The organism is Streptomyces sp. RerS4, assembly GCF_023515955.1.
GTDB lineage: Bacteria > Actinomycetota > Actinomycetes > Streptomycetales > Streptomycetaceae > Streptomyces.
In genome coordinates, this window is sequence record NZ_CP097322.1 from 729,931 (window position 1) to 754,890 (window position 24,960).

The window sequence follows — 24,960 nt, forward strand, 5'->3', positions numbered from 1 at the left end:
GCCCGCCCCTTTCGTTCGTTTCGTCGCGCGCTCCCTTCGTCGCGCCCGGGGGCGGTTGACAGTGATCCCACCCCGGACCATGATTCCACTAGTCACCTAATGGATTGATGGAGCGAGGGGGGAAGCTGTGCCAGACATGACCACGTCCGGCCGGACCCGCGTCCGATGGGCCGTCGAGGCCCGCGGCCTGGGCAAGAGGTACCGCCGGGGTTGGGCCCTGCGCGACTGCTCGTTCCGGATCCCGGTCGGACGCGTCGCGGCCCTGGTGGGCCCCAACGGCGCGGGCAAGAGCACCCTGCTCTCCCTGATGACCCGACTCGTCGACCCCTCGGCCGGCGAGCTGCGGCTCTTCGGCGCCCCGATCGACGCGCCCTCCACCATGGCCCGATGGGCCTACCTCGGCCAGGACAAGCCGCTGTTCAAGAACTTCACGGTGGCCGAGACCCTGCGCCTGGGGCAGGAGCTCAACCCGGGCTGGGACCGGGCGGCGGCCGAGCGGATCGTCCGGGGCGGGCAGATCCCGTTCGAAGCCCGGATCAGGGAGCTGTCGGGCGGTCAGCACACCCGCGTGGCGCTGGCGCTCGCCTTCGGCAAGCGGCCCGAACTCCTGCTCCTGGACGAGCCGATGGCCGATCTCGACCCGGTGGCCCGCGACGAGCTGGGGGCGCTGCTGCTGTCCGAGGCGGCCGAGCAGGGCACCACCATCCTGATGGCCTCCCACATCCTGAGCGAGATCGAGGACATGTGCGACTACATGCTCGTGCTCGCGGATGGCCGCGTACGGATGGCGGGCGAGGCCGACGAGTTGGTGTCCCTGCACACCGTGGTCGCGGGGGTGACCTCACCCGAGGGGGCGCTGCCCGCAGGCCTCGACACCCACACCCTGATCGAGGCGCGCACCTCCGGGCGCCACTTCACCGCCCTGGTGCGGCGCGAGGGACCGCTCGACAGCGCCTGGGAGCTGTCGGAACCGAGCCTGGAGGAGGTCCTGCTCGCCTACCTCCGCTCGCCCGAGGCCCCGGCCCTGCTGTCCCCTTCCGCCTTTCCCGACCACCGAGAGGAGCCCGCCGCGTGAGCGCGAACACGTCGGCCGCCACCGGCCGAGGCCCCGTCGACACCGTGGCGCAGCGGCGCCCGCGCAGACTGCGCGGACTGGCGTGGCTGGTGGTGCGACAGCACCGTACGGCGCTCCTCGTGTGCGCGGCGGCGGTCGTGCTGGGCTCCGCCTGGATGATCTACCTGCGCGGCGAAATGGTGGATTCCCTGCGCCTCGCGGGCTGGGGCCCGGCATCCACCGTCCCGCTCGACGGCGACCTCGTCAACCGAATCGAGAACGACCTCAACTCCTTCGCCTCCAGAGTGGGTTCACTCCCGCTGCTGCTCGGGGTGTTCCTCGGCGCCCCGCTGATCGCCTCCGACCAGGAACGGGGCACCGTACGGCTGGTCACGACGCAGTCCGTGGCCCGGGGGCGCTGGCTGCGCTGGAAGGTGGGCTTCGCCCTGACGCTCGCCGTCGCGACGGCGCTGCCGCTGAGCCTGTTCTACGCCTGGTGGTGGCGGTCGGCCGAACCGATCGGCGCCAACCAGTGGCTGACCGGCGGGCCGTTCGAGACCACGGGACCGATGCTGGTGGCCCAGGTCCTGTTCCACACCGCGCTCGGCATGGCCATCGGCACGCTGATCCGCCGGATCGTGCCGGCGATGGCCGTCACGCTCGTCACCTCGTACGCGGTGAGCCTGGTCGCCGAGGTCTACCGGGAACGGCTCGGCACGCCGCGCCGGATCGCCTTCCCCCTCGACGGCCCCCAGCCTGCGTTCCTCGACCAGGTGGTGCAGGTGGACCAGTGGATCGGCACCGGGTCGGGGAAGCTCTACGGCTGGGGCACCTGCGTGTCCGACGCCTCTCCGGAGGGCTGCCGGGCCTCGTTGGGCATCGTCAACTCGGTGTGGGACTTCTTCGAGCGCGACCAGATGGCGGGCATGCAGTGGACCGGCGCCGCCCTGTACCTGGCGGCTGCCGCCGCCCTGGTCGCGGGGCTGCTGTGGCGGGGCCGCCGCGCACCGCTGTAGTCCCCGGCACCCCCTACTAGGCTGAATGCCAACCCACGAAGGATCAAGGAGGCGGGCACCGTGGTCGTGTTTCGCATCGAACGCCGCAGCGGTCTGCCCGCCTACCTCCAGATCGTCCACCAGGTCGAACAGGCCCTGCGGATGGGGGCGTTGACGGAGGGCGACAAACTGCCGACGGCGGCGCAGGTGGCCGCCACCACGAAGGTCAACCCGAACACGACGCTGAAGGCGTACCGCGAACTGGAACGGGCCGGGCTGGTGGAGGTGCGGCAGGGGTCGGGCACCTTCATCACGCGGTCGCTGGCCACGCCCCAGACCGCGCCGGAATCCCCGCTGCGGACGCGGCTCGGCGAGTGGATGCGCGAGGCCCGCGACCAGGGGCTGACGCCCCGCGAGGTGACCACGCTGTTCGACACGGTCCTCGGCGAGAGCTACCCGGGCGCCCCCGCCGGCCCGGCGCACACCCCCACGGGCTGACGACACGGGCGCGCATGACGCCAGGGGGCGGCCGTCCCCCTGGCGTCGACGGGTCAGTAGGTGTAGCTCAGACCCGACTTGTACGGCGTCAGTGTGCGCTGGCCGACCACACCCCGGTAGGTGTACCAGCCCCACTTCTTGCACATCGTCTGGTAGCTGAGGGTGTTGTGGGCACCCGCTCCCACCCGCACGCGCGGATAGATGACGTTGTCCCCCCAGTCCCCGCCGGCCGGACCGCTCGAATAGGCGTCGACACCCCAGTAGACACCCACCACCGAGCCACCGGCCGGGCAGTTCCAGCTACCGAAGTTGACCCAGACGTTCCCTCCGGTCCACGCGGCGGCGGGAGCGGCGCTGAGGCCGACGATGCTCGCCGCCATCAGCGAACCCGCCAGTACCGCACGGGATTTCCGGAGCAATGGTCCACTCATGAAGCCTCCCCTGTGACGGCCTCACACCCGATCGCGCTCGGCCGTGCGCAGCAGGCTTCCATACCGGCCACCGACCTGTCTTATTTTCGCCGAAATCTTCAAGGGGAGCCGGGCAGTCGGTCGGCGGCTGCGGCCGTCGTGATCACCAGCGGCGGGCGTTCGCGTTCAGCCGTCCAGGGGCGGCTGCGGACGAGGTCCGGGGCGGCGACCGAGGCGGCTTCCGTCACGGTCGGTCGGTGTTGGGCGATGTCGCGGAATCCGGCGCGTTCCAGCAGGGGCGGGTGCGTGTCCACCGGCCAGGCGTGGTTGCGGACCTCCTGCCAGGAACCGTCCGTGCGCAGCAGGCGGACGGTCAGCGGGTCCCCGGGGGCGAACGTCTCGCCCGGGGACCCGATGCGCAGCGAGGCGTACGCGGGGCCCGCGCAGGCCGGGTCGGTGACGAGCAGCACGAACGGGGCGCCGGGGCGCAGCAGCCGGCGAACCTCCGTGAACACGCCGAGCAGCGCCTCCTCGCTCGGCAGCGAGGCGATGACGTGGCTGCACATGGCCGCGTCCGCGCAGCCGTCGGGCAGGTCCGTGACCCGGCCGTCCTCGACGAGGTGGTACTCCACGTCCTGCGGGCCGGCGGCGCGGGCCAGGTCCAGCATCTGCGGGGAGGTGTCCACGCCGAGCACCCGCACCCCGAGCGTCCGGGCGGCGTGGCGGGCCACCCTGCCGGGGCCGCATCCGTAGTCCACCAGTACGTCGCCGGGGCGGATCCGGGCGGCCAGGGCGCGGAAGACGAACGGGTAGCCGAGCAGCCAGTCGGTGGCCGCCTCGACGGCGGCGAAGGCCCTGGCCCCCTCGGAACCGGACCAGGCGACCCCTTCGGGTTCCGGCGATCCGTCGTCGTGCGATACGTCGTTCACAGGCCCACTATCGACCCGCCGGGCCGCCTTCGTCGCCCGATGGGGCCTCGACACGGTCGAGGAGTTCGGGGCCGTTGTTGCGCACGTTGTTGACGGCGGTCGTGACGGGGCGGACCTCCAGGCGGCCGTCGGCGGGGGTGGTGAGGAGGGCGCGCAGGGCGTCGGGGTCCCCTTCCGTCGGGTCGAGCCAGGCGTCGTAGTCGGCGGGGGCGAGGGCGAGGGGCATGCGGGGGTGGATGCGGCCGGCGTCGTCGGTGGCCTCGGTGGTCAGGACGGTGCAGGTGGCCCACCAGGCCGCCGGGTCGTCGCCGTCCGGGACGGCGGGGTCGCGCCAGAACTCGTACAGGCCGGCCATCGCCATCACCGCTCCGTCCTGGGGGCGGATGAAGTACGGCTGCTTGTACGCCTTCGCCGTGGCGGTGGCGGGGACGGACTGCCACTCGTAGAAGCCGTCGGCGGGCAGGATGCAGCGGCGGGCGGCGAAGGCGCGCCGGTAGGCGGGTTTCTCGGCCACGGTCTCGACCCGGGCGTTGATCATCTTGGCGCCGCCGGTCGCGGTCTTCGACCACGACGGCACCAGCCCCCACCGCAGGGCCCGCAGCCGCCGCTCCAGGACGCCGGTCTCGCGGTCCGCGCGCTCCAGCACGGCCCACACCGGATCGGTGGGCGCCACGTTCCAGCTGGGCGGCACCACCGGGTCCGGGCTGCGCCCCGGGATCTCGAACAGGTCGGCGAGGTCATCGGGGCTGCGGGTGGAGACGTAGCGGCCGCACATGGTTTCAGCCTACGGGCGGGCGCCGCCGCCCGGCGGCAGCCGCGTCGCGCGGGTGGCCTACGGGCGGCCGGCGGCACCTCGCGTACCGCGCGGGGAGTACGGGGCCGGGGCCGGGCCGGGGCGTTCGCGCCGAGTTCCATACCGTCAAGCCAGACGCGCCCCCGCGTCACCCGCGTCACGCCGACGTAGCTTCTCCGGCGCACTCCCCGGGTGGTACGCCGGATGGCGCGCCCGGCGGTGGCGCCCCGGGCCGCCCGGACGCAGGGTGGAGGGATGGAGCACGCGCCGATCGTCGTCCATCGCATCTCGCCCTCCGGCGGCCGTCGGGTGACGCTGCGCGTCCAGAACCGCGAGAGCGTCCTCGGCGTCGCGCACGCCGACACCGACGTGATCGAGTTCCTCCGCCGCGCCGAGGTCCCGGACCCCGACGAGCTGATCCTCGGCGAGCCCTCCCCGCTGGTCGAGTGGCAGGGCGACGCGCCGCACCTCTACGAACCCGAGCCGACGGACACCGACATCCCCTGAACCCGGCTCGGCCCGCCCCCTCTCCCCCGCCCGAGGCCCCGCCCGGCCCCCGGGGGCTGCCTCCGTAGCCGCATTCCGGCCAATACATGATGTGGTCATGACATCTCAAGACCCCTGTGGCACGCTCCGTGGCGCACTCCGAACGGCCTCGCACCACACCCCCACAAGGACGTGTCAAGGAGACCGACATGAGGCACCTCGCGAAACTCTGCACGGCGGCCGCCGCCGTGGTGGCCACTCTGGCCGGAGCCACGACCGCCACCGCGAGCAGCGCGGCCGACCAGCGCGTCGACGGCGTCATCGTCGTCGCCGGCAACACCTGCACCTGGACCAACGCCACCACCAGCGCCACCCCGCCGAGCACCCTCACCGTCGACCGCACCACCGTCAACAAGCCCGGCGGCAACCTCGCCTGTGGCGGTGGCATCACGGCCGCCCTCAACAACAACCCGACCTTCACCTTCGACGACGCCACCGCGACCGCCCGCACCGACTTCATCGACATCACCGGGCAGCAGAGCTTCGTCTCCTGCCGCTACAAGGCCACGAACCTGGTCTGGGACCGCGACGGGTCCACCCTCAAGTACGTCAACCGGGCCTTCACCGCCACCAAGACCTCCGGCAGCTTCCTGTGCCCGGGATCGGTGACGACCCCGGTCGGCGGCGCGTCCATGCTCTTCCACTGACCGACCCGCACACCCGCGTCCACCCGCGTCACCGCCGTCCCGCGCCGTCCCGCGGCGCGTCCCCGGGCGGCGGTGACGCGGGGCGGGCGCACCGGCGTGCGCGCGCCTGAGCGCGACCGGGTCGCACACCCGGGCCCGGGGCCGCAGCATGGAGAGAGGTCCGTCCGGGTGAGGAGGCCGGTGATGGCCGATGTGCAGCCCGTACCACCGGCCGAAGGCCCCGGAACGCCGGCCGAAGGCCCGCGACCGCGGGACCCCACGGCCGTGGTGCCTGCCGTCGAGGTGCCGCTGCCGGCGGGCATCCCGTCGGCCGGCGGCCTGCTGGACGTGCTCGGTGTGGCCGCCGTCGTCCTCGACGCGGAGGGCCGCATCCGCCTGTGGAGCCCGCAGGCCACGACCCTGTACGGGTACCCGCCCGAGGAGGCCCTCGGCCGACCGGCCGCGAAGCTGCTCGTCGCGGAGAGCCACCGTCAGGAGGTGCTCAGCCTGTTCGCGCAGGTCATGACGGGTCGAGGCGCCTGGGCCGGTACCTTCCCCATACGCCACCGCGACGGCCACACGGTTCTGGTGGAGTTCCGCAACATGCGGCTCCAGGCCGACAACGGCCGGCTGTTCGCCCTCGGACTGGCCTCCGAGCAGGCCACCCTGCGCCGCGTCGAACGGGACCTCGCGCTGTCCCTGCGCCTGGTCGACCAGTCCCCCATCGGCCTGGCCGTCCTGGACACCGACCTGCGTTACGTCCTGGTCAACCCGGCACTGGAACGCATCAACGCCGTGCCCGCCGCCCGCCACCTGGGGCGTCGGATCGGCGACGTCCTGCCGTTCCTGGACACGGAGGCCATCGAGGAATGCATGCGGCACGTGATGGCCACCGGAGTCCCGATCCTCGACCAGTTCACCACCGGCCGCATCGGCGCGAGCCCCCCAGAAGTCGACAGCGACGCCGATACCCGCGCGGACGCGGACACCGACGCGGACGCGGACGACGAGCACGCCTGGCTGATGTCCGTCTACCGCCTCGACGACCAGGCGGCCCAGGTGATCGGCGTCGCGATCTCGGTCGTCGACGTCACCGAACAGCACCGGACCGCCGTGTCGGCCGCCCGCGCCCGGCGCCGCCTGTCCCTCATCGCGGACGCCTCGGTGCGCATCGGCACCACCCTCGACCTGGACATCACCGCCCGCGAACTGGCCGACGTCGTGGTCCCCGAGGTCGCCGACGTCGCGACCGTCGACGTCCTGGACACCATCCTCACCGGCGCCCGACCCGGCGAGGACGCGGACGACGGAGCCGTACGGTTCCGGGCGCTGGCCCTCAAAGCGGCCTACCGGACGCAGGCCGAGGCGGCCGCCGACCCCGTCGGCGACGTCGCCCTCTACGGCCCCGCCCGGCTGGTGGCCCACTGCGCCCGCACCGGGCGGCCCGTCCTCGTACCGCACGTGCACCCCGAGGACCTGCCGCGCATCGCCCGCGACCAGGACGCGGCCCGACTGCTCGGGGAGGCCGGCCTGCACTCGTACCTGGCCGTACCGCTCATCGCCCGGGGCCAGGTGCTCGGTGCGCTCGACCTCAAGCGCGCCCGCAACCCCGTACCGTTCGGCCACGACGACGTCCTGCTCGCGTCCGAACTCGCCGCGCACGCCGCCGTCTCCATCGACAACGCCCGCTGGTACCAGCGCCAACGGCACACCGCGCTCGCCCTCCAGCGCCACCTGCTGCCCCAGGACCCGCACCCCGCCCCCGGGCTCGACATCGCCTACCGCTACCAACCCGCCGGAGCCGCCGACGAGACGGGCGGCGACTGGTTCGACGTCATCCCCCTCACCGAGGACCGCACGGCGCTCGTCGTCGGCGACGTGATGGGCAGCGGCATCAACGCCGCCGCCGCCATGGGCCAGCTACGGGCCACCGCGCGGGCGCTCGGCCGCCTCGGCCTGGAGCCGGCGACCGTGCTCACCCACCTGGACGCGGCCACCGCCGACCTCGGGGAGGCCCTGGCCACCTGCGTGTACGCCGTCTACGACCCGCACACCCGGATGTGCCACATCTCCACGGCCGGGCACCTGCCCCCCGTACACCTGCGCAGTGGACGCCACCCGCGGTTGCTGCGGCTGAAAACGGCCGTTCCGCTGGGCGTCGGCGGCGTTGCCTTCAGCACGACCAGCGTCGCCCTCGGCCCGGGAGACGAGCTGGTCCTGTACACCGACGGGCTGGTCGAGACCCGTGACCAGGACATCGACACCCGACTGCTGACCCTGACCGACCTCCTCGCCGGCCCCCACCGGCCCATCGAGGAGACCTGCGACCTGCTGCTGTCCGCCCTGCGCCGGCCCGACACCCACGACGACGTGGCCCTCCTGATCGCCCGCACCCACCCCTGAGGACTCAGACGTGCGGGACGCGGGAGCGGATCCGGGCGGCGAGGACGGCCACGTCGTCCTCGGCGTGCTGCGCGTCGAGGCCCTCGACCACCGCGTCCGCCGCCTCGGAGATCGTTCCGCCGCCGGGCAGCCGCAGGGCCGTCAGACGGGCCAGCGAGATGTCGACGTCCTCGCCGCGCCGCTCGACTAGCCCGTCCGTGTACAGCAGCAGGGTCTCCCCCTCGCCCAGGGGGTGCGCCACCGACTCGTAGCCCCCGAACCCCGTGCCCAGGGGCGGGCCGACGGGCACGTCCAGCACCCGTCCGGTGCCGTCCGCGGCGAAGACGGCCGGCGGCAGGTGGCCGGCGCTCGCGTAGACGGCGACGCCGCGCGCCGGGTCGACCCGTGCCAGCAGGCAGGTCGCGGGTCGGCGGGCCGCGTCCTCGGAGACCAGCGTGTCGAGTTGGCGCAGCACGCGGTGCGGGGCGAGTTCGGTGGAGGCCACCTCGCGCAGGGTGGAACGGTAGGCGTTCATGTCGACGGCGGCGTCGAGGCCGTGGCCCATCACGTCCCCCACGACCAGCAGGGTCCGTCCGAAGTGCAGGCGTACGGTCTCGAACCAGTCGCCGCCGACGAGGGCGCTCGGCCCCACCGGCAGGTAGCGGCCCGCGATCAGCAGGTTCGGGTGCGGCCGGCCGGGGTCGGAGACCAGGGCCCGCTGGAGCTTCAGCGCGACGCTCTCGGTGGCGGCGAGCCGCCGGGCGTGGCGGATGTGCACGGCCGCGACCCGCGCCGCGAAGTGCAGGGCGGCGGCCTCGTGGTCGCTGAAGCCCCGGCCGGTCCGTACGACGAGGAGGGTCCCGTACGAGGTCCCCTGCCGGGACAGCGAGACGGACAGGCCGTGCAGCGGGGGGCCGCCCGGCCGCAGGGTCCAGCTGCGCAGGGGGTGCCCCTCGTCGACCGCCCGTACGGCCGGTCGCGCCTCCGCCACCGGGGGCCGCAGCAGGCCGGCGACGCCGGCGACGGCCACCCGTTCGACGCGGCCGTCGTCGGTGAGGTCGACGGCGGCCGCGTCGCACAGGGTCCGGAAGACGAACGCGGCCAGCTCCCGGCAGGTGGTGCGCTCGTCGTCGGTGGTGCCGATCGCCTCCAGGGTCTCGTCCGGAGTCGGCCCGAACGCGTGCCCCTCGCGATCCGCCACATCGCCTCCGTCGGTAGGGCGGCCCCCTTCGGGCCGCCGGTCGGTCCATTCCACCAGCCCCGGCGCGAGCGGCCCGGCACCGCGCCGGACGCGGCCGGGCCGGATCGGCGCGCGGGCCTCACCGCGCCGGCCTCACCGCGCCGGGGTCAGCCGCTCCCACAGGAAGGTGTGGACGAGGGCCTCGTTGAACGCGGTCTGCTTGTGGTCGGTGGCGCCCGCGTGACCGCCGCCGAGGTGCTCGTGGAAGAGGACGGGGTGGCCGTGCTCGCGCAGCCGGGCCGCCATCTTCCGGGCGTGCCCGGGGTGGACCCGGTCGTCGCGGGTGGAGGTGAGCAGGAGCAGCGGCGGGTACGGGGCGCCGTCGGTGCGGATCTGGTGGTAGGGGGAGATCCGCTCCAGGTGGGGCCGGTCGGCGGGGTCGTCCGGGTCCCCGTACTCGGCGATCCAGCTGGCCCCGGCGAGGAGCTTGTGGAAGCGGAGCATGTCCAGCAGCGGCACGTGGGCGACGACCGCGCCGAACAGCTCGGGCTCGCGGGTCAGCACGGCGCCCATCAGCAGGCCGCCGTTGCTGCCGCCCTCGATGCCGAGCTGCGCCGGCGTGGTGATGCCGCGCGCGGTGAGGTCGCGGGCGACGGCGGCGAAGTCCTCGAAGGCGCGGACGCGCCGCGCGCCGAGGGCGGCCTGGTGCCAGGGCGGCCCGTACTCGTGGCCGCCGCGGATGCCGGCGACGACGTAGGTGCCCCCGCGGGCGAGCCAGGAGCGGCCGGTGAGCGCGCTGTAGTGCGGGACCATCGAGACCTCGAAGCCGCCGTAGCCGTAGAGCAGGGTGGGGCCGGGGCCGGGGCGGTCCTCGGGGCCGATGACGAAGTACGGGACCCGGGTGCCGTCGGCGGAGGTGGCGAAGTGCTGTGCGACGGCGAGCCCGGTGGTGTCGAAGAGGGCGGGGGCCTGCTTGAGGGTCTCGCCCTCCCCGTCGCTGCCCGCCGTGCCGCGGTGGAGGGTGGAGGGCTGGAGGAAGCCGGTGACGTCGAGGAGGTACTCGTCGCTCTCGTCGGGGTCGGTGCAGATGACGGAGGCCGTGGAGAGCGGCGGGACGCCGGCCAGGGGTGCCCGGCTCCAGCCGTCGGGGCCGGGGGTGAGGAGTTCCAGCCGGGAGGAGACGTCCGCGCGGGTGCGCAGGATGAGGTGGTGGCGGGTCCAGCTGTAGCCGGCGAGCGCGGTGTGCGGCTCCGGGGTGAACAGGGCGTGCGGGTCGCGCGCGCCGGCCTGGAAGGCGTCGAAGTCGAAGGCGAGCAGGCTGCCGGCCGCGTGTCCGAGCCACGGGGAGCGGGGGCTGACGATCAGCCACGTGCGGTGGACGGAGGCGACCGCGTCGTCGGGTACGTCGATCTTCAGCGGTGCGGCGGTGGGGTCCTCGGGGAGGAGGTAGAGCTCCTGGTTCCAGAAGTCGATCTGGCGGGAGACGAAGTCGCGCTCGAAGCCGCGCGTGTGGTCGCGCCAGCCACTGGCGGACAGGTCGGTGGGCCGTCCCGCGTAGACCTGTTCGGCCTGGTCGAGGGGGGTGCCTCGGCGCCAGCGGCGGACCTGGAGTGGGTATCCGGAGGGGGACATGGAGCCGGGGCCGAAGTCGGTGCCGATCCACAGGTGGTCGTGGTCGAGCCAGCCGACGCGGGTCTTGGCCTCGGGGACGGTGAACCCGTCCTCGACGAACCGGAGCTCTTCGAGGTCGAACTCGCGCACCACGCAGGCGTCGGCCCCGTCCCGCGAGAGCATGACGAGCGCGTGGCGGTACGCGGGGGCGAGGACGCTGCTGCCCGCCCAGGCCCACGGTTCGCCTTCCGCCTCGGCCAGGGCGTCCAGGTCGAGGACGGTCTCCCAGTCGGGCCGCTCCGTGCGGTACTCCTCCAGGGTGGTGCGCCGCCAGAGGCCGCGTACGTGGTCGGCGTCCTGCCAGAAGTTGTAGAGGTGACGGCCCCGGCGGACGACGTACGGGATGCGCGCGTCGTCGTCCAGTACCTCCAGGGCCTCGCGCTCCAGCGTCTTGAAGTCGGGGGCGGCGGTCAGCGCGGCCACGGTCTCGGCGTTGCGGTCCCGCACCCAGTCCAGGGCGGCATCGCCGGACACGTCCTCCAGCCAGAGGTACGGGTCGTGGTCGTGGTCGGACGCCGGTACGGGGACGGCGACGGGGACGGGGGCGACGGCGGCGCTGACGGCGGGGACTTCTTCGCTCATCCGCCGATTGTGCCGGCCGCCGCCCCGCACCCGGCTACGCCGGCGCGTGGTGGAGGCGGTCCAGGGCGGCGAGGTCGTCGTCGGTCAGGCGCAGGGCGCCGGCGGCGACGTTGGCGTCGAGGTGGTCCGGGTCGCCGGTGCCCGGGATGGCGAGGACGTGTGGTCCCCGGCTGAGGGTCCAGGCCAGCCGGACCTGGGCCGCACTCGCCCCGTGGGCCCGCGCCACGGCGAGCAGCTCCTCGCTCTCGGTGGTCCGCGCGCCGGTCTCCCGGGCGGTGGTGGCGATCGAGTAGAAGGGTACGAAGGCGATGCCCTGCTCGCCGCAGGAGCGGACGAACGCGTCCTGCTCGGGCCGCATGCCGATGCCGTAGGGGTTCTGCACGCAGACGACCGGCGCGATGGTCCGTGCCTCGGCGAGCTGTTCGGGCGTGACGTTGGAGACGCCCAGGTGGCGGATGAGTCCGGCCTCGCGCAGTTCGGCGAGGGCGCCGAAGCGCTCGGCGACGGAGTCGGTGCCGAGGACGCGCAGGTTCACGACGTCGAGGTGGTCGCGGCCGAGCTGGCGCAGGTTCTCCTCGACCTGCCCGCGCAGGTCGGCGGCGGTGCGGGCGTGCTCGACCCACTCCCCCGACGGGCCGCGGCCCGGCCCGACCTTGGTGGCGATGACGAGGTCGTCCGGGTAGGGGCCGAGCGCGCTGTTGATCAGCTCGTTGGCGGAGCGCAGCGGGGAGAAGTAGAAGGCGGCGGTGTCGATGTGGTTGACGCCGAGCTCGACGGCCCGGCGCAGCACGGCGATGGCCTGGCCCCGGTCGCGCGAAACGGCGTCGGCGACGAGCGCCCCGCCGGTCTGCGGCAGGCGCATCGCGCCGAAGCCGATGCGGTTGACCTCCAGGTCCCCGAGTTTCCAGGTGCCGGAGGCGGCTGCGGTGATCTTGTCAGATGTCATGCGGGGATGATCTCCCGCGGGCCGGTCCACCTCCAAAGGCCGGTCAGACGTGGCTCGTCACATGTGGGGGCCGGTGTGCGGGTTCGTGTAGTAGTTCTCGATCATGGTGACGAAGGTCGGCTCGTCCTCGCGCTCGTGCTTGGCGAAGTCGGGCGAATCCTTGACGTGGTCCCGGGTGCAGGACAGGTGCACCGTCTCGTCCTCGGCGTCCACGCGGACGATGAGGCCCGCGGGGATCAGCACGCGCCGGCCGAAGATCCAGGGGCCGGTGTCCACGACCACGTAGGAGCGGCCCACGTCCTCGGTGTGCTTGTCGACCTTGCCGATCGATCCGTCGGTGGCCTCGACCTTGTATCCGACGAGGTCGATGCCGGGAACGTATCCCGTGCCATGAGCGTGACCCCAGATTCCGGTTCCCATGACCGGGCTCCTCTCCTCGCGTTCCCCGGTGCGGCGCCTACCCACCGGCGGGGGCCGGAACCACGCCCGATCGGGCCGGGCCGGGCACCCGTGGGGGAGGTGTCCGGCCCGGGATCGGGGCGTGCCGGGGGTCAGGGGGTGAAGGTCCAGCGCTGGGCGGGGGTGCCGGCGCAGGCGGCGCGGGTGAGGCGGGTGCCGTTGGCGGTGCCGGAGCCGGCCGGGGCCAGGCATTGGCCGGCCGTACGCAGACTGCCGTCCGGGCCCGGTCGCCAGGTCTGGCCCGGACTGCCGTCGCAGGTCCGCACGGTGACCTTGGCCGGGTCGGCGCCGTCGAGGCAGACCCCGGCGAGGCCGGTGAGGCGGCCGTCGGCCCGGAGCGTCCAGCGCTGGTTGGGGCCGCCGTGGCAGGAGTAGAGGGTGGGTTCCGTACCGGGGGTGGTGGCGCTGTGCGGGAGGTCCACGCAGCGGCCGGAGGCGGCCCCGACGAGCGTGGCGTCGGCGGGGAGGGGGGCCGGGCGGCCGGTGAGGGAGATTTCGGCGGCGCTGGTCCAGGGGCCGCGCCCGCCCGCTTCGGTCAGGGCCTTGAAGCGGAGGTAGCGCCCGGTTCTGGGGGCGAAGGAAACGGTTTTCGCGGTGGCGGTGTCGGCGAAGGTGCCGGTGGCGGCGGGAGTGCCCCAGTCGGCGGTGGTGTCGGACACGGAGATCTCGTAGCCGCCGACGCGGCCGTTGACGCCGCCGTCCTGTCGCGGGAGGTAGCCGAGGCCGTCGACGGAGTGGCGGGCGCCGAGGTCGAGGACGATCTCGTGCGGGAGCGCGGCCGGGGTGCCGGTGGACCAGGCGGTGTGCCAGTGGGTGGCGGGGTCGCCGTCGAAGGCGCGCGTGGCGGCGCCGTTCTCGGCGGCGGTCTCCTGGCTGTCGGCGGAGACGAGGCTCCAGCCGGAGCGGTCGATGGGCGTGGAGCCGGCCGGGATGGGGCTGCCCGCGGGGATGGTGGTGCCGGTGGCCGTCACCGTGAAGGCGCCGGCCTTGGTGCCGGTCTTGACCCACAGGATCCCGGCACGGTCGGCGGGGTCGTGGAACCAGCCGGTGGCGGCGGCCTCGTAGGCGGCCTTGGTCGCGTGGCGGGGCACTGCGGCGCCGTCGACGGTGAGGGCGGTGGGGGCGGAGGCCACGTGGAGGCTGAACTCGTAGCCACGTGTGGCCTGTTGGCCGGCGAAACAGCCGGTGGGGGCGCCGACGGAGACGGTGACCGTGCCGGAGCCGGCGGTGGGGGCGGTGACGTCCACGCGCTGGCGGGCGTAGGCGCCGGTCAGGTGGGCGCGGGTGCGGCCGTCGTCCTCGTAGAGGCTGAAGGTGGAGGATCCGCGCGGGTGGATGTCGTAGGTGAGGGTGGAGACGGGCTTCTCGCCGGTGTGGTTCATCTGCGGCCACATGGGGACGATCGCGCCGCCCTTGACGAAGAGCGGCAGCGTGTCGAGGGGTGCCTGGTAGCCGTTCAACCAGCCCGGACCGGTGTACGTCTTCCCCGTCCAGTAGTCCGTCCAGTTCCCGGCGGGCAGGTAGATGCCGTCGCGTACGGAGGTGTCGGAGACGACGGGCGCGACGAGGAAGGAGTCGCCGGCCATGAACTGGCCGCTGGTGAGGTTGCCCCGGGCGACCGGGTCGTCGGGGTGTTCGAGGACCATGGCGCGGGTGCTGGGGACGCCACTCTCGTGGGCGGTGCGGCTCATCGTGTACAGATAGGGCATCAGCCGCATCTTCAGTTGGAGGTACTTGCGGTTGATCGACAGGTACGGTTCGGCGAACCGCCAGGGCTGTTTGTCCTGGTAGCCGGCCTGCGGGTGGGTGGCGCCCCAGCCGGACATGGTCATGAAGGCGGGGGTGAAGGCCTTCCACTGGAGGTCGCGGGCGTACGTCTTGGGGCTGCCGCCGAAGATGCCGTCGACGTCGCCGGAGGCGTAGTTGAGGGCGGACAGGCCCGCGCCGGTGATGGCGGGGACGTGCCAGCGCATGTCGTCCCAGGTGCCGTGGGTGTCTCCGGTCCAGACGACGGCGTTGCGCTGGGTGCCGGCCCAGCCGTCGACGGTCCAGACGTAGCGGCGGGCGTCGGAGTTCTTCTCGATTCCGTCGACGGCCTGTTGGACTCCGTCGAAGGCGTACTTGTAGCCGCTGCCGATCCAGGCCACGTCGGTCTTGACGCCCCGGCTGCCGGCGGTGCCCACCTCGTCGGCGATGGAGCCGAGGCCGGTGGAGGTCCACAGGCCCGTCTGGAAGCCCTTGGCCCTCAGCGCGTCGACGGTTGACTTCAGGGGCGTGGTGTAACCGCAGCCGTAGCCGTCGTTGGGCAGGAACCAGCCCGAGGGCATGTCGGCGGCGCGGGCGTCGGTGGCGTAGCCGACGACGTCGGGGGTGGTCTGGTGGCGGGGCCGGTTGTGATCGCCCTGGTAGTCGGGGTTGGAGGCGTTGAAGCAGTCGGCGTTGCCGAGTTCGAAGCCCCACAGGGGTGCGAGGAAGGGTTTGCCGCTGACGTCGGTGTAGGAGTCGAGGACGGATTTGAGGGAGTCGCCGGTGAAGTACCAGGCGTCGAAGCGGTTCTCGTCGTGGGTCAGTGCGGTGGGGGCGGTGAAGGCGTAGGAGCCCGGGGCCCAGGTGTTGCGCATGACGCCGTAGCGGTTGGTGGACATGTAGAAGGGCGCCGGGCTGGCGTTGTCGTTCTCGCGCCACCTGTTGTCGACGGCGACGGGGACGATCTTGTCGCGCAGGGCCCATTCGCCGAGGCGCAGGCCGGTGCCGTAGAACTGCTCGTCGGCGCCGCGCGCGAGGTACTGGGTGGTCTTGCCGCCGCCCCAGGTGGTGGGCTTGCTCTCCTGCCAGACGAGGGTGGAGTCGTCGGCGCGGTAGACGGCGAAGGTCAGGGGCGATTTGTTGACGCGTATGGACAGGGCGCCGGTGGTGATCCGGTAGTACGCGCCCGCGTCCGTCCAGGCGGTGGTGACCGGACCGAAGTCGGTGGTGGGGGCGAGGTCCTTGCGGGCCGGGTCGTCGGTGAAGGAGCCGTCGGGCGACAGCCAGAGCCGGAAGATGTCGGCGCGGGCGACGACCACGCGGGCCTTCGCGCCGCTGGTGGTGGAGACGGTGAAGGTGGCGCCCGACTGGGTGAGGCCGGTGGCCGAGCCGGCCGTGGCGGCGGGGGCGGCGGCCTGTGCGGCGGATGCACCCGGGGATGCGGTGGCCGCACGGGCCGTGGCGGGGCCGGCGGCGGCGAGGCCGGCGGCCGCGAGCGCGGCGGCGACCAGCGCCGCGAGGCGGGCTCTGCGGCGCACGCGGGGCGGGGTGGGGCGCGGGAGGGAGGGTGGGGGGTCGTGCCGCGTGGTCCATTGCATCGGGCAGCTCCTCGTGCCGGTCCGGATCGCGGGCACACCGCAGCGGACACCCCGCATTGGCATGCACCCGGCAAGATAGCGGACCGGCGTACCCGATTTGAAGGAAGCTGCTCGAAGTCGTCCGGTACCAAGCAGTTTCAAGCAACAGGCCGGGAAGCCGCGGTGACGGCTTCCCGGCCGGGGGGTGTCGCGACGTCGCTCAGCGGGCGGTGACGCGGATCTTGGACTGGCCGTGGCCCAGCCGCTCCCAGTCGTCCATGAACCGCGCGGTCAGGCCGTGCTTGGCGGCCAGGGCGACGAGGGTCTCGGTGCGGTAGTAGAAGTCCTCGCGCAGCACCTGGTGTTCGGTCCCCTCGGTGCGGTCGAAGGTGAAGTCGAACCAGCCACCGGGCGCGAGGACGCGTTCCACGTGCGCGAGGCACTCGTCGATGATCCCGATCGGCGAGTGGGAGAACACGCTGTGCGCGTGCACCACGTCGAAGTGACGGTCGGGCAGGAAGTCCAGGGTGAGGTCGCGGGTGATGGTCAGGTGCGGCAGCTTGTCCTGGAGGCCGCGTCCGACGAGGGTCTTCTTGGCGTCGATGAGGATGTCGGGCGAGATGTCGATGCCGTAGTAGTGGCCCGCGTCGAGGTGCTCGATGAAGCGCCAGCCGGCGCGCAGGTTGCCGCATCCGATGTCGAGCATCCGGTGGGCGGGGGTGAGGCCGTGCTCCATGAGGTAGTCGAACTGCATCTTGCCGAGCGCCAGCCAGCGGTCGTGCGTCTGGCTGCCGACGGCGGCCTCCGGATTGCGGCCGGCGTCGGAGGCCATGACGGCCCGGTAGTAGGCCACGTGGTCGGGGTGCTTGAGGCGCAGCCAGGTGTCGCGGGCGGCCCGACGGACGTACGGGGCGATGCGGGTGGGGTTGCCGATCGCGTAGCGGACCTTGTGGGCGACGCTGGCGCGGTCGGCGGTGAGGTTCTTCTTCGTGGCCACGAGGGGTCTCCTCCGTAGACGATGCGGTCGGACGACGTGCGGTCGGGCGGCTTCCGGTTCGGACGGCGTGCGGTCGACCGGCGTGCGGTCAGGCGGTGCGGTGGCGCAGGACGAGCAGGGTCAGCGTCACGAGGACGGCCGCGAACCCGAGGTAGAGGGCCGTCTCGATCCACTGGAAGGTCCAGAAATCACCGCTGGGATAAACCTTGTGGTAACGGGCGACGAAATCGTGTTCCGCCATGCACTGCCTCAGCTCCTCGCCGGAGGTCTGGCAGACGTTCCGGATGGAGTGCTCGCGCCCGTCGGGCGTCAGGTAGCCGAACTCGCCGGTCGACCAGGCGCTGCCCACCGGCTGCTTGGGCGTCATCCCGGGGGTGATCCGGGTCTGCGGATCGACCCAGCCGCTCCGGAAGAAGCGGGCGAACACCATCGTCGTACCGACCGCCGCGAGCACCACCCCCATGGCGGGTATCACCCGGCGGATCGTCAGGCCCGCGAGGGTGCCGGCGGCGAGGGCGAACAGGGCGCAGGCCACGGAGGCGGGGCCCGTCGCGTTGTAGATCGGCGCGTCGTGCCAGTAGGGGCCGTCGAGGGTGTTGGAGATCGGCGCCCACCACCAGGCGACGAGTGCGCCGACGACGGTGGAGGCGATCAGTGTGAACAGGGCCGCGAGGCCGAAGCGCGCGGCGAACCAGGCACGGGGGCCGACGCCCTGGGTGAGGGCCACCTTGAAAGTGCCGCTCTCCATCTCGCGGCCGAGGAGCGGGGCGCCCCAGAACACGCCGATGAGGGCGGGCAGGGCGAGCCCGAGGGTTCCGAGGATCCGGATGCCGGTGCTGTTGTCACCCATGATCTCGAAGGTGGCGAGGCTCTCGCACCCGCCGTTCCAGCCCTTGCAGGGGACCCAGCCGTAGGCGTCGATCAGCGTCATCATCTCGGAGCGGCGGTACGCCACCACGCCCGCGCAGATCAGCAGCAGGGCCGTGCCGGTCAGGATCATCGCGCGCTGCTGGCGCCAAGCCAGCCACAGGGCGCCCTTCACGCGGCGACCTCCGTGGGTGCGGTGGGGCTGGTGGGGGCGGGGACGCGCAGGTGTGCGAGCAACAGGGTTTCCAATGACGGGGTCTCGGTGATCCAGCGGTCGTCACCGTCCGTGGGCAGCGGGGCGCCGGGTGCCGTGCGGCGTACGAGGGCGGTGACCTGACGACCGCCCACGGCGGCGTGCACGAGGGTGCTCCGGTCGAAGTCGCGGGGCAGGCCGTCGGGCTCCAGCGGGTCGGCGCGGCCGGTGACGCGTACGTGTACGTCGCACAGTTCCTGGGCGTCGCCGGACAGCCGGGGGACGCCGTCCTTGAGGAGCAGCACGTGGTCGCAGACGTCCTCCAGTTCGGCCAGCACGTGCGAGGACATCACGATGGCGGTGCCCCGGTCGGCGGCCTCCGCCATGAGGTGCGCCGTCACCTCGTGGCGGGCGAGGGGGTCGAGGTCGGCCAGCGGTTCGTCGAGGAGCAGCAGGTCGGCGCGCTTGCCGAGGACGAGCGCCAGGGCGACCCGGGTGCGGCTGCCGCCGGAGAGGGAGCCGATCCGGGCGTGGACGGGGATGTCGCCCGCGCGAACGAGGCGTTCGGCGACGGCGTCGTCCCAGCGGCCGGGGTTGAGCGCGCGGCCCATGCGCAGGGTGTCGGCGACGGTGAAGCGGGCGTGGAGCGGCTTCTCCTGCGCGAGGTAGCCCGTGCGCCGGCGGGCCCGTGCGGTGCCGGGGGCCTCGCCGAAGACCCGTATCCCTCCGCTGGTCGGGCGCATCAGGCCGGCCGCCAACTGGAGCAGGGTGCTCTTGCCGGCGCCGTTGGGGCCGACGAGTGCGGTGACGCGGCCGGCGGGCAGTTCGACGTCGCACCCGTGCAGGGCCGGCCGTCCGCCGAACTCCCGTCCGAGTCGGGTCGCCCTCAGGGCCGGAGCGTGGGTCGGATCGCTCACGCCGTTTCCTCTCTGGACTGTCCGGGCGCGGGCCCGGAGGTCGTGCTGAAGCTTTCGTCCACGGCGGCCGCGATGAGCGCCGTGATGTCCTCGCGGCCCAGCCCCGCCGCGCGCGCCTGGTTCATCCAGGCGGCGAGGGACTGGCGCAGGGGCGAATCGGGCGCGGCCTCGGGGTGGGAGAGCGAGCGCCGTACGAAGGTGCCCGCGCCGGGGCGCGGTTCGACGAGGCCCTCGCGCTCCAACTCCCGGTAGGCCTTGAGGACGGTGTTCGGGTTGATCGCGGTGGCCGCGACCACCTCGCGGGCTGTCGGCAGCCGGTCGCCCGGTTCGAGTACGCCGAGCCGCAGGGCCTGTTTGACCTGCGTGACGAGCTGCAGATAGGTGGCGACACCGCTGCGCCGGTCGACGCGGAACTCCATCTCTCCACCTCATTCCACTAACACGTTAGTGGAATAGTGCAGACTCCCTGGCGGCTCGTCAAACCGGGCGGAGTATGACCGAACCGTCACAGCCTCCACGGGACGGAACGCGGGGGCCCTGCCCGGCATCTAGGTGATCGGCGACCCTGACCCGGGCCGCCGATGTCGAGAAGAACCGTCCGGCGGGGCCGGATGTGAAGAGCAAGGTGGGGCGCGGGGATGAACGCGGAGACGGTGACGGGCGCGGGGGCTGCTCCCGCAGCGGAGCACGAGCCGCTTGCCGGCACGCCGGGGGCGGCCGGGTCGCCGGGCGCGGCGGGGTCGCCGGGCGCGGCCTTGGAGCCGGGCTCCGACGCGGAGTCGAAGTCCGTGCCGGGAGCCGGTGGTGACGCGGGAGTGGAGTCCGGAACCAGGGCCGGGGGCCAGGTGGAAACGACATCCGTGCCGGCGACGGGGGGCGACGCCGAAGCGGAATCCGGGGCGGAAGCCGAAGACGACCCGGCGGCGAAGGCCATTCCGGCGGCCGAAGTCAACACCGAAGCGGCACCCGCGCCGGGGCCCGGTGGTGACGCGGAAACGGAATCCCGTCCGGGGGCTGGTGGTGACACGGAAGCGGAATCCCGTCCGGGGGCTGGTGGCACGGGAGCGGGATCCGGATCGGGGGCCGGTGGTGACGCGGGAGTGGAGTCCGGAACCAGGGCCGGGGGCCAGGTGGAAACGGCATCCGTGCCGGCGACGGGGGGCGACGCCGAAGCGGCATCCGGGGCGGAAGCCCAGGATGACACGGCAGCGAAGTCCCTGCCGGGGGCCGGAGGCTACGCCCAAGCGGCATACGGGGCGGAAGTCGAGGACGACGCGGAAGCGAAGGCCGTTCCGGCGGCCGAAGACGACGCCGCAGCGGTATCCGGGCCGGAGGCTGCTGGTGACGCGGCGGAAGCGACGACTGACGCCGAGGACGATCGCGCGAAGCCGGCGGTAGCCGTGAAGCGGGACACCGCGCCGCGATCCGAAGCGGTGGCGGACGGCCTGGCGGGCGCCGGGTCCGCTGCCCAGGCGAACGAGGACGCCCAGCCGGACGCAGAACCGGAACCCGAAGCGAAGTCCAGCCCGCAGCAGGGACAGCAGCCCCGGCCCGAGCAGGAGCCGAACCCGGAGGCGAAGCGGAAGTCCGACCCCAGGCTCGGGCCTGTATCGAGCTCAGAGGCGGACTCAAAGCCGAACGCAGGCGCGAAGCCGGACTCGGGCCGGGGCCCGAACTCGGCATCGGACGAGGGGGCCGACGCGAACGCGGACGCCGAATCACGCACGGACGCGAACGCAGCCGCAGAACCGCAGGCGCGCTCGGGGTCGCAGGCGGACTCCGAGCCGAACGCGGACGCGGGCGCGAAGCTGGGTTCAGACCCGAAGGCCGAGGCCGACGCGGAACCGGACTCGTATTCGGCCACGGACGCGGGCGCGGGACCGAAGGCGGGCACGAAGCCGGGGTCAGGCCCGGACTCCGAGCCGCGCACGGGCTCGGGCGCGGACGCAGGCACGAAGCCGGGCTCAGCCTCCGAGCCCGAGCCGGACGCGGGCGCCGACTCCGCGCCGGACTCGGACCCGGGCCGGGGCGCGGACTCGGACGCGGGGCCGGAAAACAACCGACCGGCGGCTTCGGGTGCGAAGCGTGGGGACGGGGGCGGGACACGGGAGGAGCTCCGGGCGCCGGGCCGGGGCTCCGACACCGTGAGCGAGCGGACCAGTGAGTTCCGGCCGCTCGGGAAGCTCCCGGTACCGGGGCCCGGGGCAAGGCCCGCGGCTGCGCCCACGCCCGGACCCGGGGCGGGAACCGGGGCTCCCGTGGCGCCGGGGACCCAGGCACCCGGGGCGAGGCCCGTGCGAGCGCCCGGGGCGAAGCCCGCGGCGGCACCCCGCCCGGACCCGGGGCGGGAACCGGGGCTCCCGTGGCGCCGGGGACCCAGGCACCCGGGGCGAGGCCCGTGCGAGCGCCCGGGCGAAGCCCGCGGCTGCGCCCACGCCCGGACCCGGGGCGGCACCCATGCCCCGACTCGGGGCCGGACCCGGGGCGGTACCCGTGACCGGACCCGGGGCGGCGCCCGCCCCGGCGCCTGGGGCGGCCAGGGAGTTGTTGGCCGGGCTGACCCATGCCACTGCGGTGCCCGAGACGTCGCGGCGGGGCCTCGGGCGGCGCGTCAAGGTGGGGACGTCGGTCGTGCTGCTGCTCGCCGCCACCGCGGCCGGCGTGCAGTTCCTGCGCCCCCTCCCCGAGCAGCGGCTCGTCTCCGCGCAGGACACGCACACCGTGGACGGCACGACGGCCATCCCCTGGCCCGCCAAGGGCCAGGCGGCCGTCCGCGTCCCGGGCTCCGGCGACATCGGCGTGTTCGGCGAGCAGAAGCCCGTGCCCACGGCCAGCGTGGCCAAGGTGATGACCGCGTACGTCGTCCTCAAGGGACATCCGCTGCGCAAGAACGACCCCGGCCCGCGCATCGAGGTGGACGCCAAGGCCGTGGCGGACGGCACCTCCGAGCACGAGTCCCGCATCGTGGGCCTCACCGTGGGGGCGAAGTACAGCCAACTGGACATGCTCAAGATGCTGATGATCCCGTCGGCCAACAACGTCGCCCGCCTGCTGGCCCGTTGGGACACCGGATCCGACTCCGAGGCCGCGTTCGTCGCGAAGATGAACGCCGCCGCCAAGGAACTCGGGATGGACGACACCACGTACACCGACCCCAGCGGTCTCGACGCCGGCACCGTCAGCACCGCCGTCGACCAACTCAAGCTCGCCGAGGCGGTCATGAAGGAGGAGGCCTTCCGCGCGGTCGTGGCGATGCCCAACGCCACCATCGAGGGGCTGCCCACGCCGCTCATCAACAACAACGGCAACCTGCTCCTCGCCCCCGGCCTCAGCATCAAGGGCATCAAGACCGGATCGAGCACCCCCGCCGGCGGCACCCTGATGTGGGCCGCGTACAAGACGGTCGGCGGTGAGACCCCGCTGATCCTCGGCACGATGATGGACCAGCGGGTGGACGGCCCGGACCCGGACGCCGCCAACAGCCTGCTCCTGGTGAAGGAGAACAGCCGCAAGGTCATCGAGGCGGTACGGACGGCCCTCGGCTCGACCCCGGTCATCCGCAAGGGGCAGCTCGTGGGCCACATATCCGACGGGCTCGGCGGGACGACCCCGCTCGTCGCGACGAAGGACGTGGCAGCGATCGCCGTCCCGGGCCAGCGGCTGCGCATCACCCTCGGCACCGGCACCGGCACCGGCACCGGCGGCAAGGGGAAGCCCCTGCCGCGCGAGGCCAAGGCCGGGACCGAGGTGGGCGTGCTGACCGTGGGCGACGGGGCCGGCGCCAAGAGCGTGCCGATCGCCGTGGGCGCGGAGCTCACCGAGCCGTCGTTCGGGGCGAGGCTCACCCGCCTCTCCTGACCGGCCGGCCGGAACCGATCGCTCCAGGTGAACACAGCGCTACGGGCTGGTAACTTGCGCGAGTTGATCAAGGTCGGGCGGCCCCGGATCCCGGGCCGCCCGACCCGAGCCACCCCCATGCAAGGAACCACATTGGCACGCACCGTGCGCTCGGCGGCCCTCGCCTTCGCGCTCTCCCTCGCCGCACTGCCCACCTCCCCGGCCTTCGCCGCCGACGGCGCCCCCACCCCGCACCTCGACTCCATCGAGCGGACCCTGCGTCAGGTCTCGCCCGGTCTGGAGGGGTCCGTCTGGGAGCGCACGTCGGGCAACCGGCTCGGCGCCTCCACCCCCGGAGGCGCCGACTGGCTGCTCCAGACGCCGGGTTGCTGGGGCGACCCGACCTGCGCCGACCGTCCCGGTTCGCGCCGGCTGCTCGACAAGACCCGTGAGGACATCGCGCGGGCCCGACAGAGCGTGGACATATCCACGCTGGCCCCGTTCCCCAACGGCGGTTTCCAGGACGCGATCGTGGCCGGCCTGAAGGAGGCCGTCCAGAAGGGCAACAAGCTCCAGGTCCGCATCCTCGTCGGCGCCGCGCCCATCTACCACGCCAACGTGATCCCGTCGTCCTACCGGGACGAACTGGTCGCCAAGCTGGGCCCGGCCGCCGCCGACGTCACCCTCAACGTGGCGTCGATGACGACCTCGAAGACCGGCTTCTCCTGGAACCACTCCAAGCTCGTGGTCGTGGACGGCGATTCGGTCATCACCGGCGGCATCAACAGCTGGAAGGACGACTACCTCGACACCGCCCACCCGGTGAACGACGTCGACCTCGCACTGTCCGGCCCGGCGGCGGGTTCCGCCGGCCGCTACCTCGACACGCTGTGGGACTGGACCTGCCGCAACAAGAGCAGCTGGTCGAGCGTCTGGTTCGCCGCCACGAACGGAGCCGGCTGCCTGCCCACACTGCCCCGCCCGGCGGCCCCGGCGGCCCCGGCGGGCGGCGGGAACGTCCCGGCGCTGGCGGTCGGCGGCCTCGGCGTCGGCATCCGGCAGAACGACCCGACCTCGGCGTTCCGCCCCACCCTGCCGACGGCGTCCGACACCAAGTGCGGGATCGGCGTACACGACTACACCAACGCCGACCGGGACTACGACACCGTCAACCCGGAGGAGAGCGCCCTGCGCGCGCTGGTCTCCAGTGCCACGTCGCACATCGAGATCTCCCAGCAGGACGTGAACGCGACCTGCCCGCCGCTCCCCCGCTACGACGTCCGGCTCTACGACGCGCTCGCCGCGAAGCTGGTGGCCGGCGTGAAGGTCCGCATCGTCGTCAGCGACCCGGCGAACCGCGGGGCCATCGGCAGCGACGGCTACTCCCAGATCAAGTCGCTGTCCGAGGTGAGCGACGCGCTGCGCGGCCGGCTCACGGCCCTGACCGGTGACGAGGGCCGTTCGAAGGCCGCGATGTGCCAGAACCTCCAGCTGGCCACCTTCCGCGCCTCGGACAAGGCGACGTGGGCCGACGGCAAGCCGTACGCCCAGCACCACAAGCTCGTCGCCGTGGACGACTCGACCTTCTACATCGGCTCGAAGAACCTCTACCCGTCCTGGCTCCAGGACTTCGGCTACGTGATCGAGAGCCCGGAGGCGGCCGCGCAGCTGAAGAGCGGCCTGCTCGCGCCGCAGTGGAAGTACTCCCAGGCGACCGCGACGTACGACTGGACGCGCGGCCTCTGCCAGGCCTGA

19 protein-coding genes and 1 pseudogene are annotated in these 24,960 nt (G+C 73.2%); 8 read left to right on the plus strand and 12 right to left on the minus strand.

What is annotated here, in order from left to right; all coding sequences use genetic code 11:
• Positions 1-127: 127 nt before the first annotated feature.
• The 3 genes from M4D82_RS03325 to M4D82_RS03335 are packed head-to-tail and all read left to right on the plus strand — an operon-like array spanning position 128 to position 2,547.
• The gene (locus tag M4D82_RS03325; RefSeq protein WP_502988860.1) at positions 128-1,075 is read left to right on the plus strand and encodes an ABC transporter ATP-binding protein; all 948 of its coding nucleotides are present in this window, start codon (positions 128-130) and stop codon (positions 1,073-1,075) included.
• Positions 1,072-2,070 carry an ABC transporter permease gene (locus M4D82_RS03330; protein ID WP_249764581.1) on the plus strand — a complete coding sequence of 333 codons (999 nt, stop codon included), beginning with the start codon at positions 1,072-1,074 and terminating at the stop codon, positions 2,068-2,070. Before M4D82_RS03325 ends, M4D82_RS03330 begins: the two co-directional genes overlap by 4 nt.
• Before the next feature lie 60 nt (positions 2,071-2,130).
• On the plus strand, positions 2,131-2,547 hold the full coding sequence (locus M4D82_RS03335; protein ID WP_249764582.1) for a GntR family transcriptional regulator: 417 nt from the start codon (positions 2,131-2,133) through the stop codon (positions 2,545-2,547).
• Between the two features lie 53 nt (positions 2,548-2,600).
• Here M4D82_RS03335 and M4D82_RS03340 read toward each other — a convergent pair whose 3' ends face one another.
• From M4D82_RS03340 to M4D82_RS03350, 3 genes are all read right to left on the minus strand, one after another.
• Entirely contained in the window at positions 2,601-2,978 is a 378-nt protein-coding gene (locus M4D82_RS03340) for a hypothetical protein (protein WP_249764583.1), read from the minus strand.
• A 98-nt stretch (positions 2,979-3,076) separates the two neighbouring features.
• Positions 3,077-3,886: a class I SAM-dependent methyltransferase gene (locus tag M4D82_RS03345; RefSeq protein WP_249764584.1), complete on the minus strand. Its 810-nt coding sequence runs from the start codon at positions 3,884-3,886 to the stop codon at positions 3,077-3,079.
• Between the two features lie 7 nt (positions 3,887-3,893).
• The gene (locus M4D82_RS03350) at positions 3,894-4,661 is read right to left on the minus strand and encodes an SOS response-associated peptidase (RefSeq protein ID WP_249764585.1); all 768 of its coding nucleotides are present in this window, start codon (positions 4,659-4,661) and stop codon (positions 3,894-3,896) included.
• A 273-nt stretch (positions 4,662-4,934) separates the two neighbouring features.
• Between M4D82_RS03350 and M4D82_RS03355 the strand changes: the two genes are divergently transcribed.
• The 3 genes from M4D82_RS03355 to M4D82_RS03365 all read left to right on the plus strand — a co-directional run bounded on the left by M4D82_RS03355 (position 4,935) and on the right by M4D82_RS03365 (position 8,254).
• Positions 4,935-5,186, plus strand: coding sequence for a hypothetical protein (locus M4D82_RS03355; protein WP_249764586.1), 252 nt, complete (start codon positions 4,935-4,937; stop codon positions 5,184-5,186).
• 188 nt (positions 5,187-5,374) lie between these two features.
• The gene (locus M4D82_RS03360; protein WP_249764587.1) at positions 5,375-5,872 is read left to right on the plus strand and encodes a hypothetical protein; all 498 of its coding nucleotides are present in this window, start codon (positions 5,375-5,377) and stop codon (positions 5,870-5,872) included.
• Between the two features lie 183 nt (positions 5,873-6,055).
• Positions 6,056-8,254 (plus strand): SpoIIE family protein phosphatase, encoded by a 2,199-nt coding sequence (locus M4D82_RS03365; RefSeq protein WP_249764588.1) that lies wholly within the window; start codon positions 6,056-6,058, stop codon positions 8,252-8,254.
• A 4-nt stretch (positions 8,255-8,258) separates the two neighbouring features.
• On the opposite strand, the gene M4D82_RS03370 is transcribed toward M4D82_RS03365, so the two are convergent.
• From M4D82_RS03370 to M4D82_RS03410, 9 genes and pseudogenes are all read right to left on the minus strand, one after another.
• Positions 8,259-9,434 (minus strand): PP2C family protein-serine/threonine phosphatase, encoded by a 1,176-nt coding sequence (locus tag M4D82_RS03370; RefSeq protein WP_249764589.1) that lies wholly within the window; start codon positions 9,432-9,434, stop codon positions 8,259-8,261.
• A gap of 132 nt (positions 9,435-9,566) precedes the next feature.
• A complete protein-coding gene (locus M4D82_RS03375; RefSeq protein WP_249764590.1) occupies positions 9,567-11,666 on the minus strand; it encodes a prolyl oligopeptidase family serine peptidase in 2,100 nt (699 codons plus the stop codon).
• A 34-nt stretch (positions 11,667-11,700) separates the two neighbouring features.
• Positions 11,701-12,612: an oxidoreductase gene (locus M4D82_RS03380; RefSeq protein ID WP_249764591.1), complete on the minus strand. Its 912-nt coding sequence runs from the start codon at positions 12,610-12,612 to the stop codon at positions 11,701-11,703.
• A gap of 57 nt (positions 12,613-12,669) precedes the next feature.
• On the minus strand, positions 12,670-13,032 hold the full coding sequence (locus M4D82_RS03385) for a PRC-barrel domain-containing protein (protein ID WP_249764592.1): 363 nt from the start codon (positions 13,030-13,032) through the stop codon (positions 12,670-12,672).
• 131 nt (positions 13,033-13,163) lie between these two features.
• On the minus strand, positions 13,164-16,415 hold the full coding sequence (locus M4D82_RS03390) for a TIM-barrel domain-containing protein (RefSeq protein WP_283844440.1): 3,252 nt from the start codon (positions 16,413-16,415) through the stop codon (positions 13,164-13,166).
• Positions 16,416-16,614: 199 nt separating this feature from the next.
• Positions 16,615-17,391, minus strand: coding sequence for a class I SAM-dependent methyltransferase (locus M4D82_RS03395; RefSeq protein WP_249764593.1), 777 nt, complete (start codon positions 17,389-17,391; stop codon positions 16,615-16,617).
• Positions 17,392-17,479: 88 nt separating this feature from the next.
• Positions 17,480-18,433 carry an ABC-2 membrane transporter-related protein gene (locus tag M4D82_RS03400; protein ID WP_249764594.1) on the minus strand — a complete coding sequence of 318 codons (954 nt, stop codon included), beginning with the start codon at positions 18,431-18,433 and terminating at the stop codon, positions 17,480-17,482.
• Positions 18,430-19,308, minus strand: a pseudogene (locus M4D82_RS03405) (ABC transporter ATP-binding protein); the annotation flags it as partial. The gene M4D82_RS03400 and the pseudogene M4D82_RS03405, both read right to left, overlap by 4 nt.
• 56 nt (positions 19,309-19,364) lie before the next feature.
• Complete coding sequence (locus tag M4D82_RS03410; RefSeq protein WP_249764596.1) at positions 19,365-19,787, minus strand: GntR family transcriptional regulator; 423 nt, start codon at positions 19,785-19,787, stop codon at positions 19,365-19,367.
• 2,155 nt (positions 19,788-21,942) lie between these two features.
• Between M4D82_RS03410 and M4D82_RS03415 the strand changes: the two genes are divergently transcribed.
• A complete protein-coding gene (locus M4D82_RS03415) occupies positions 21,943-23,226 on the plus strand; it encodes a D-alanyl-D-alanine carboxypeptidase family protein (protein ID WP_249764597.1) in 1,284 nt (427 codons plus the stop codon).
• Between the two features lie 132 nt (positions 23,227-23,358).
• On the plus strand, positions 23,359-24,960 hold the full coding sequence (locus tag M4D82_RS03420) for a phospholipase D-like domain-containing protein (RefSeq protein WP_249764598.1): 1,602 nt from the start codon (positions 23,359-23,361) through the stop codon (positions 24,958-24,960).

What these genes read in the sequence shown, in the direction of transcription:
- M4D82_RS03355 (WP_249764586.1), top strand. Translation starts at nt 4,935, where the DNA reads ATGGAGCACGCGCCGATCGTCGTCCATCGCATCTCGCCCTCCGGCGGC.
- M4D82_RS03350 (WP_249764585.1), bottom strand. Translation starts at nt 4,661, where the DNA reads ATGTGCGGCCGCTACGTCTCCACCCGCAGCCCCGATGACCTCGCCGAC.
- M4D82_RS03360 (WP_249764587.1), top strand. Translation starts at nt 5,375, where the DNA reads ATGAGGCACCTCGCGAAACTCTGCACGGCGGCCGCCGCCGTGGTGGCC.
- M4D82_RS03380 (WP_249764591.1), bottom strand. Translation starts at nt 12,612, where the DNA reads ATGACATCTGACAAGATCACCGCAGCCGCCTCCGGCACCTGGAAACTC.
- M4D82_RS03385 (WP_249764592.1), bottom strand. Translation starts at nt 13,032, where the DNA reads ATGGGAACCGGAATCTGGGGTCACGCTCATGGCACGGGATACGTTCCC.
- M4D82_RS03410 (WP_249764596.1), bottom strand. Translation starts at nt 19,787, where the DNA reads ATGGAGTTCCGCGTCGACCGGCGCAGCGGTGTCGCCACCTATCTGCAG.
- M4D82_RS03390 (WP_283844440.1), bottom strand. Translation starts at nt 16,415, where the DNA reads ATGCAATGGACCACGCGGCACGACCCCCCACCCTCCCTCCCGCGCCCC.
- M4D82_RS03375 (WP_249764590.1), bottom strand. Translation starts at nt 11,666, where the DNA reads ATGAGCGAAGAAGTCCCCGCCGTCAGCGCCGCCGTCGCCCCCGTCCCC.
- M4D82_RS03365 (WP_249764588.1), top strand. Translation starts at nt 6,056, where the DNA reads ATGGCCGATGTGCAGCCCGTACCACCGGCCGAAGGCCCCGGAACGCCG.
- M4D82_RS03340 (WP_249764583.1), bottom strand. Translation starts at nt 2,978, where the DNA reads ATGAGTGGACCATTGCTCCGGAAATCCCGTGCGGTACTGGCGGGTTCG.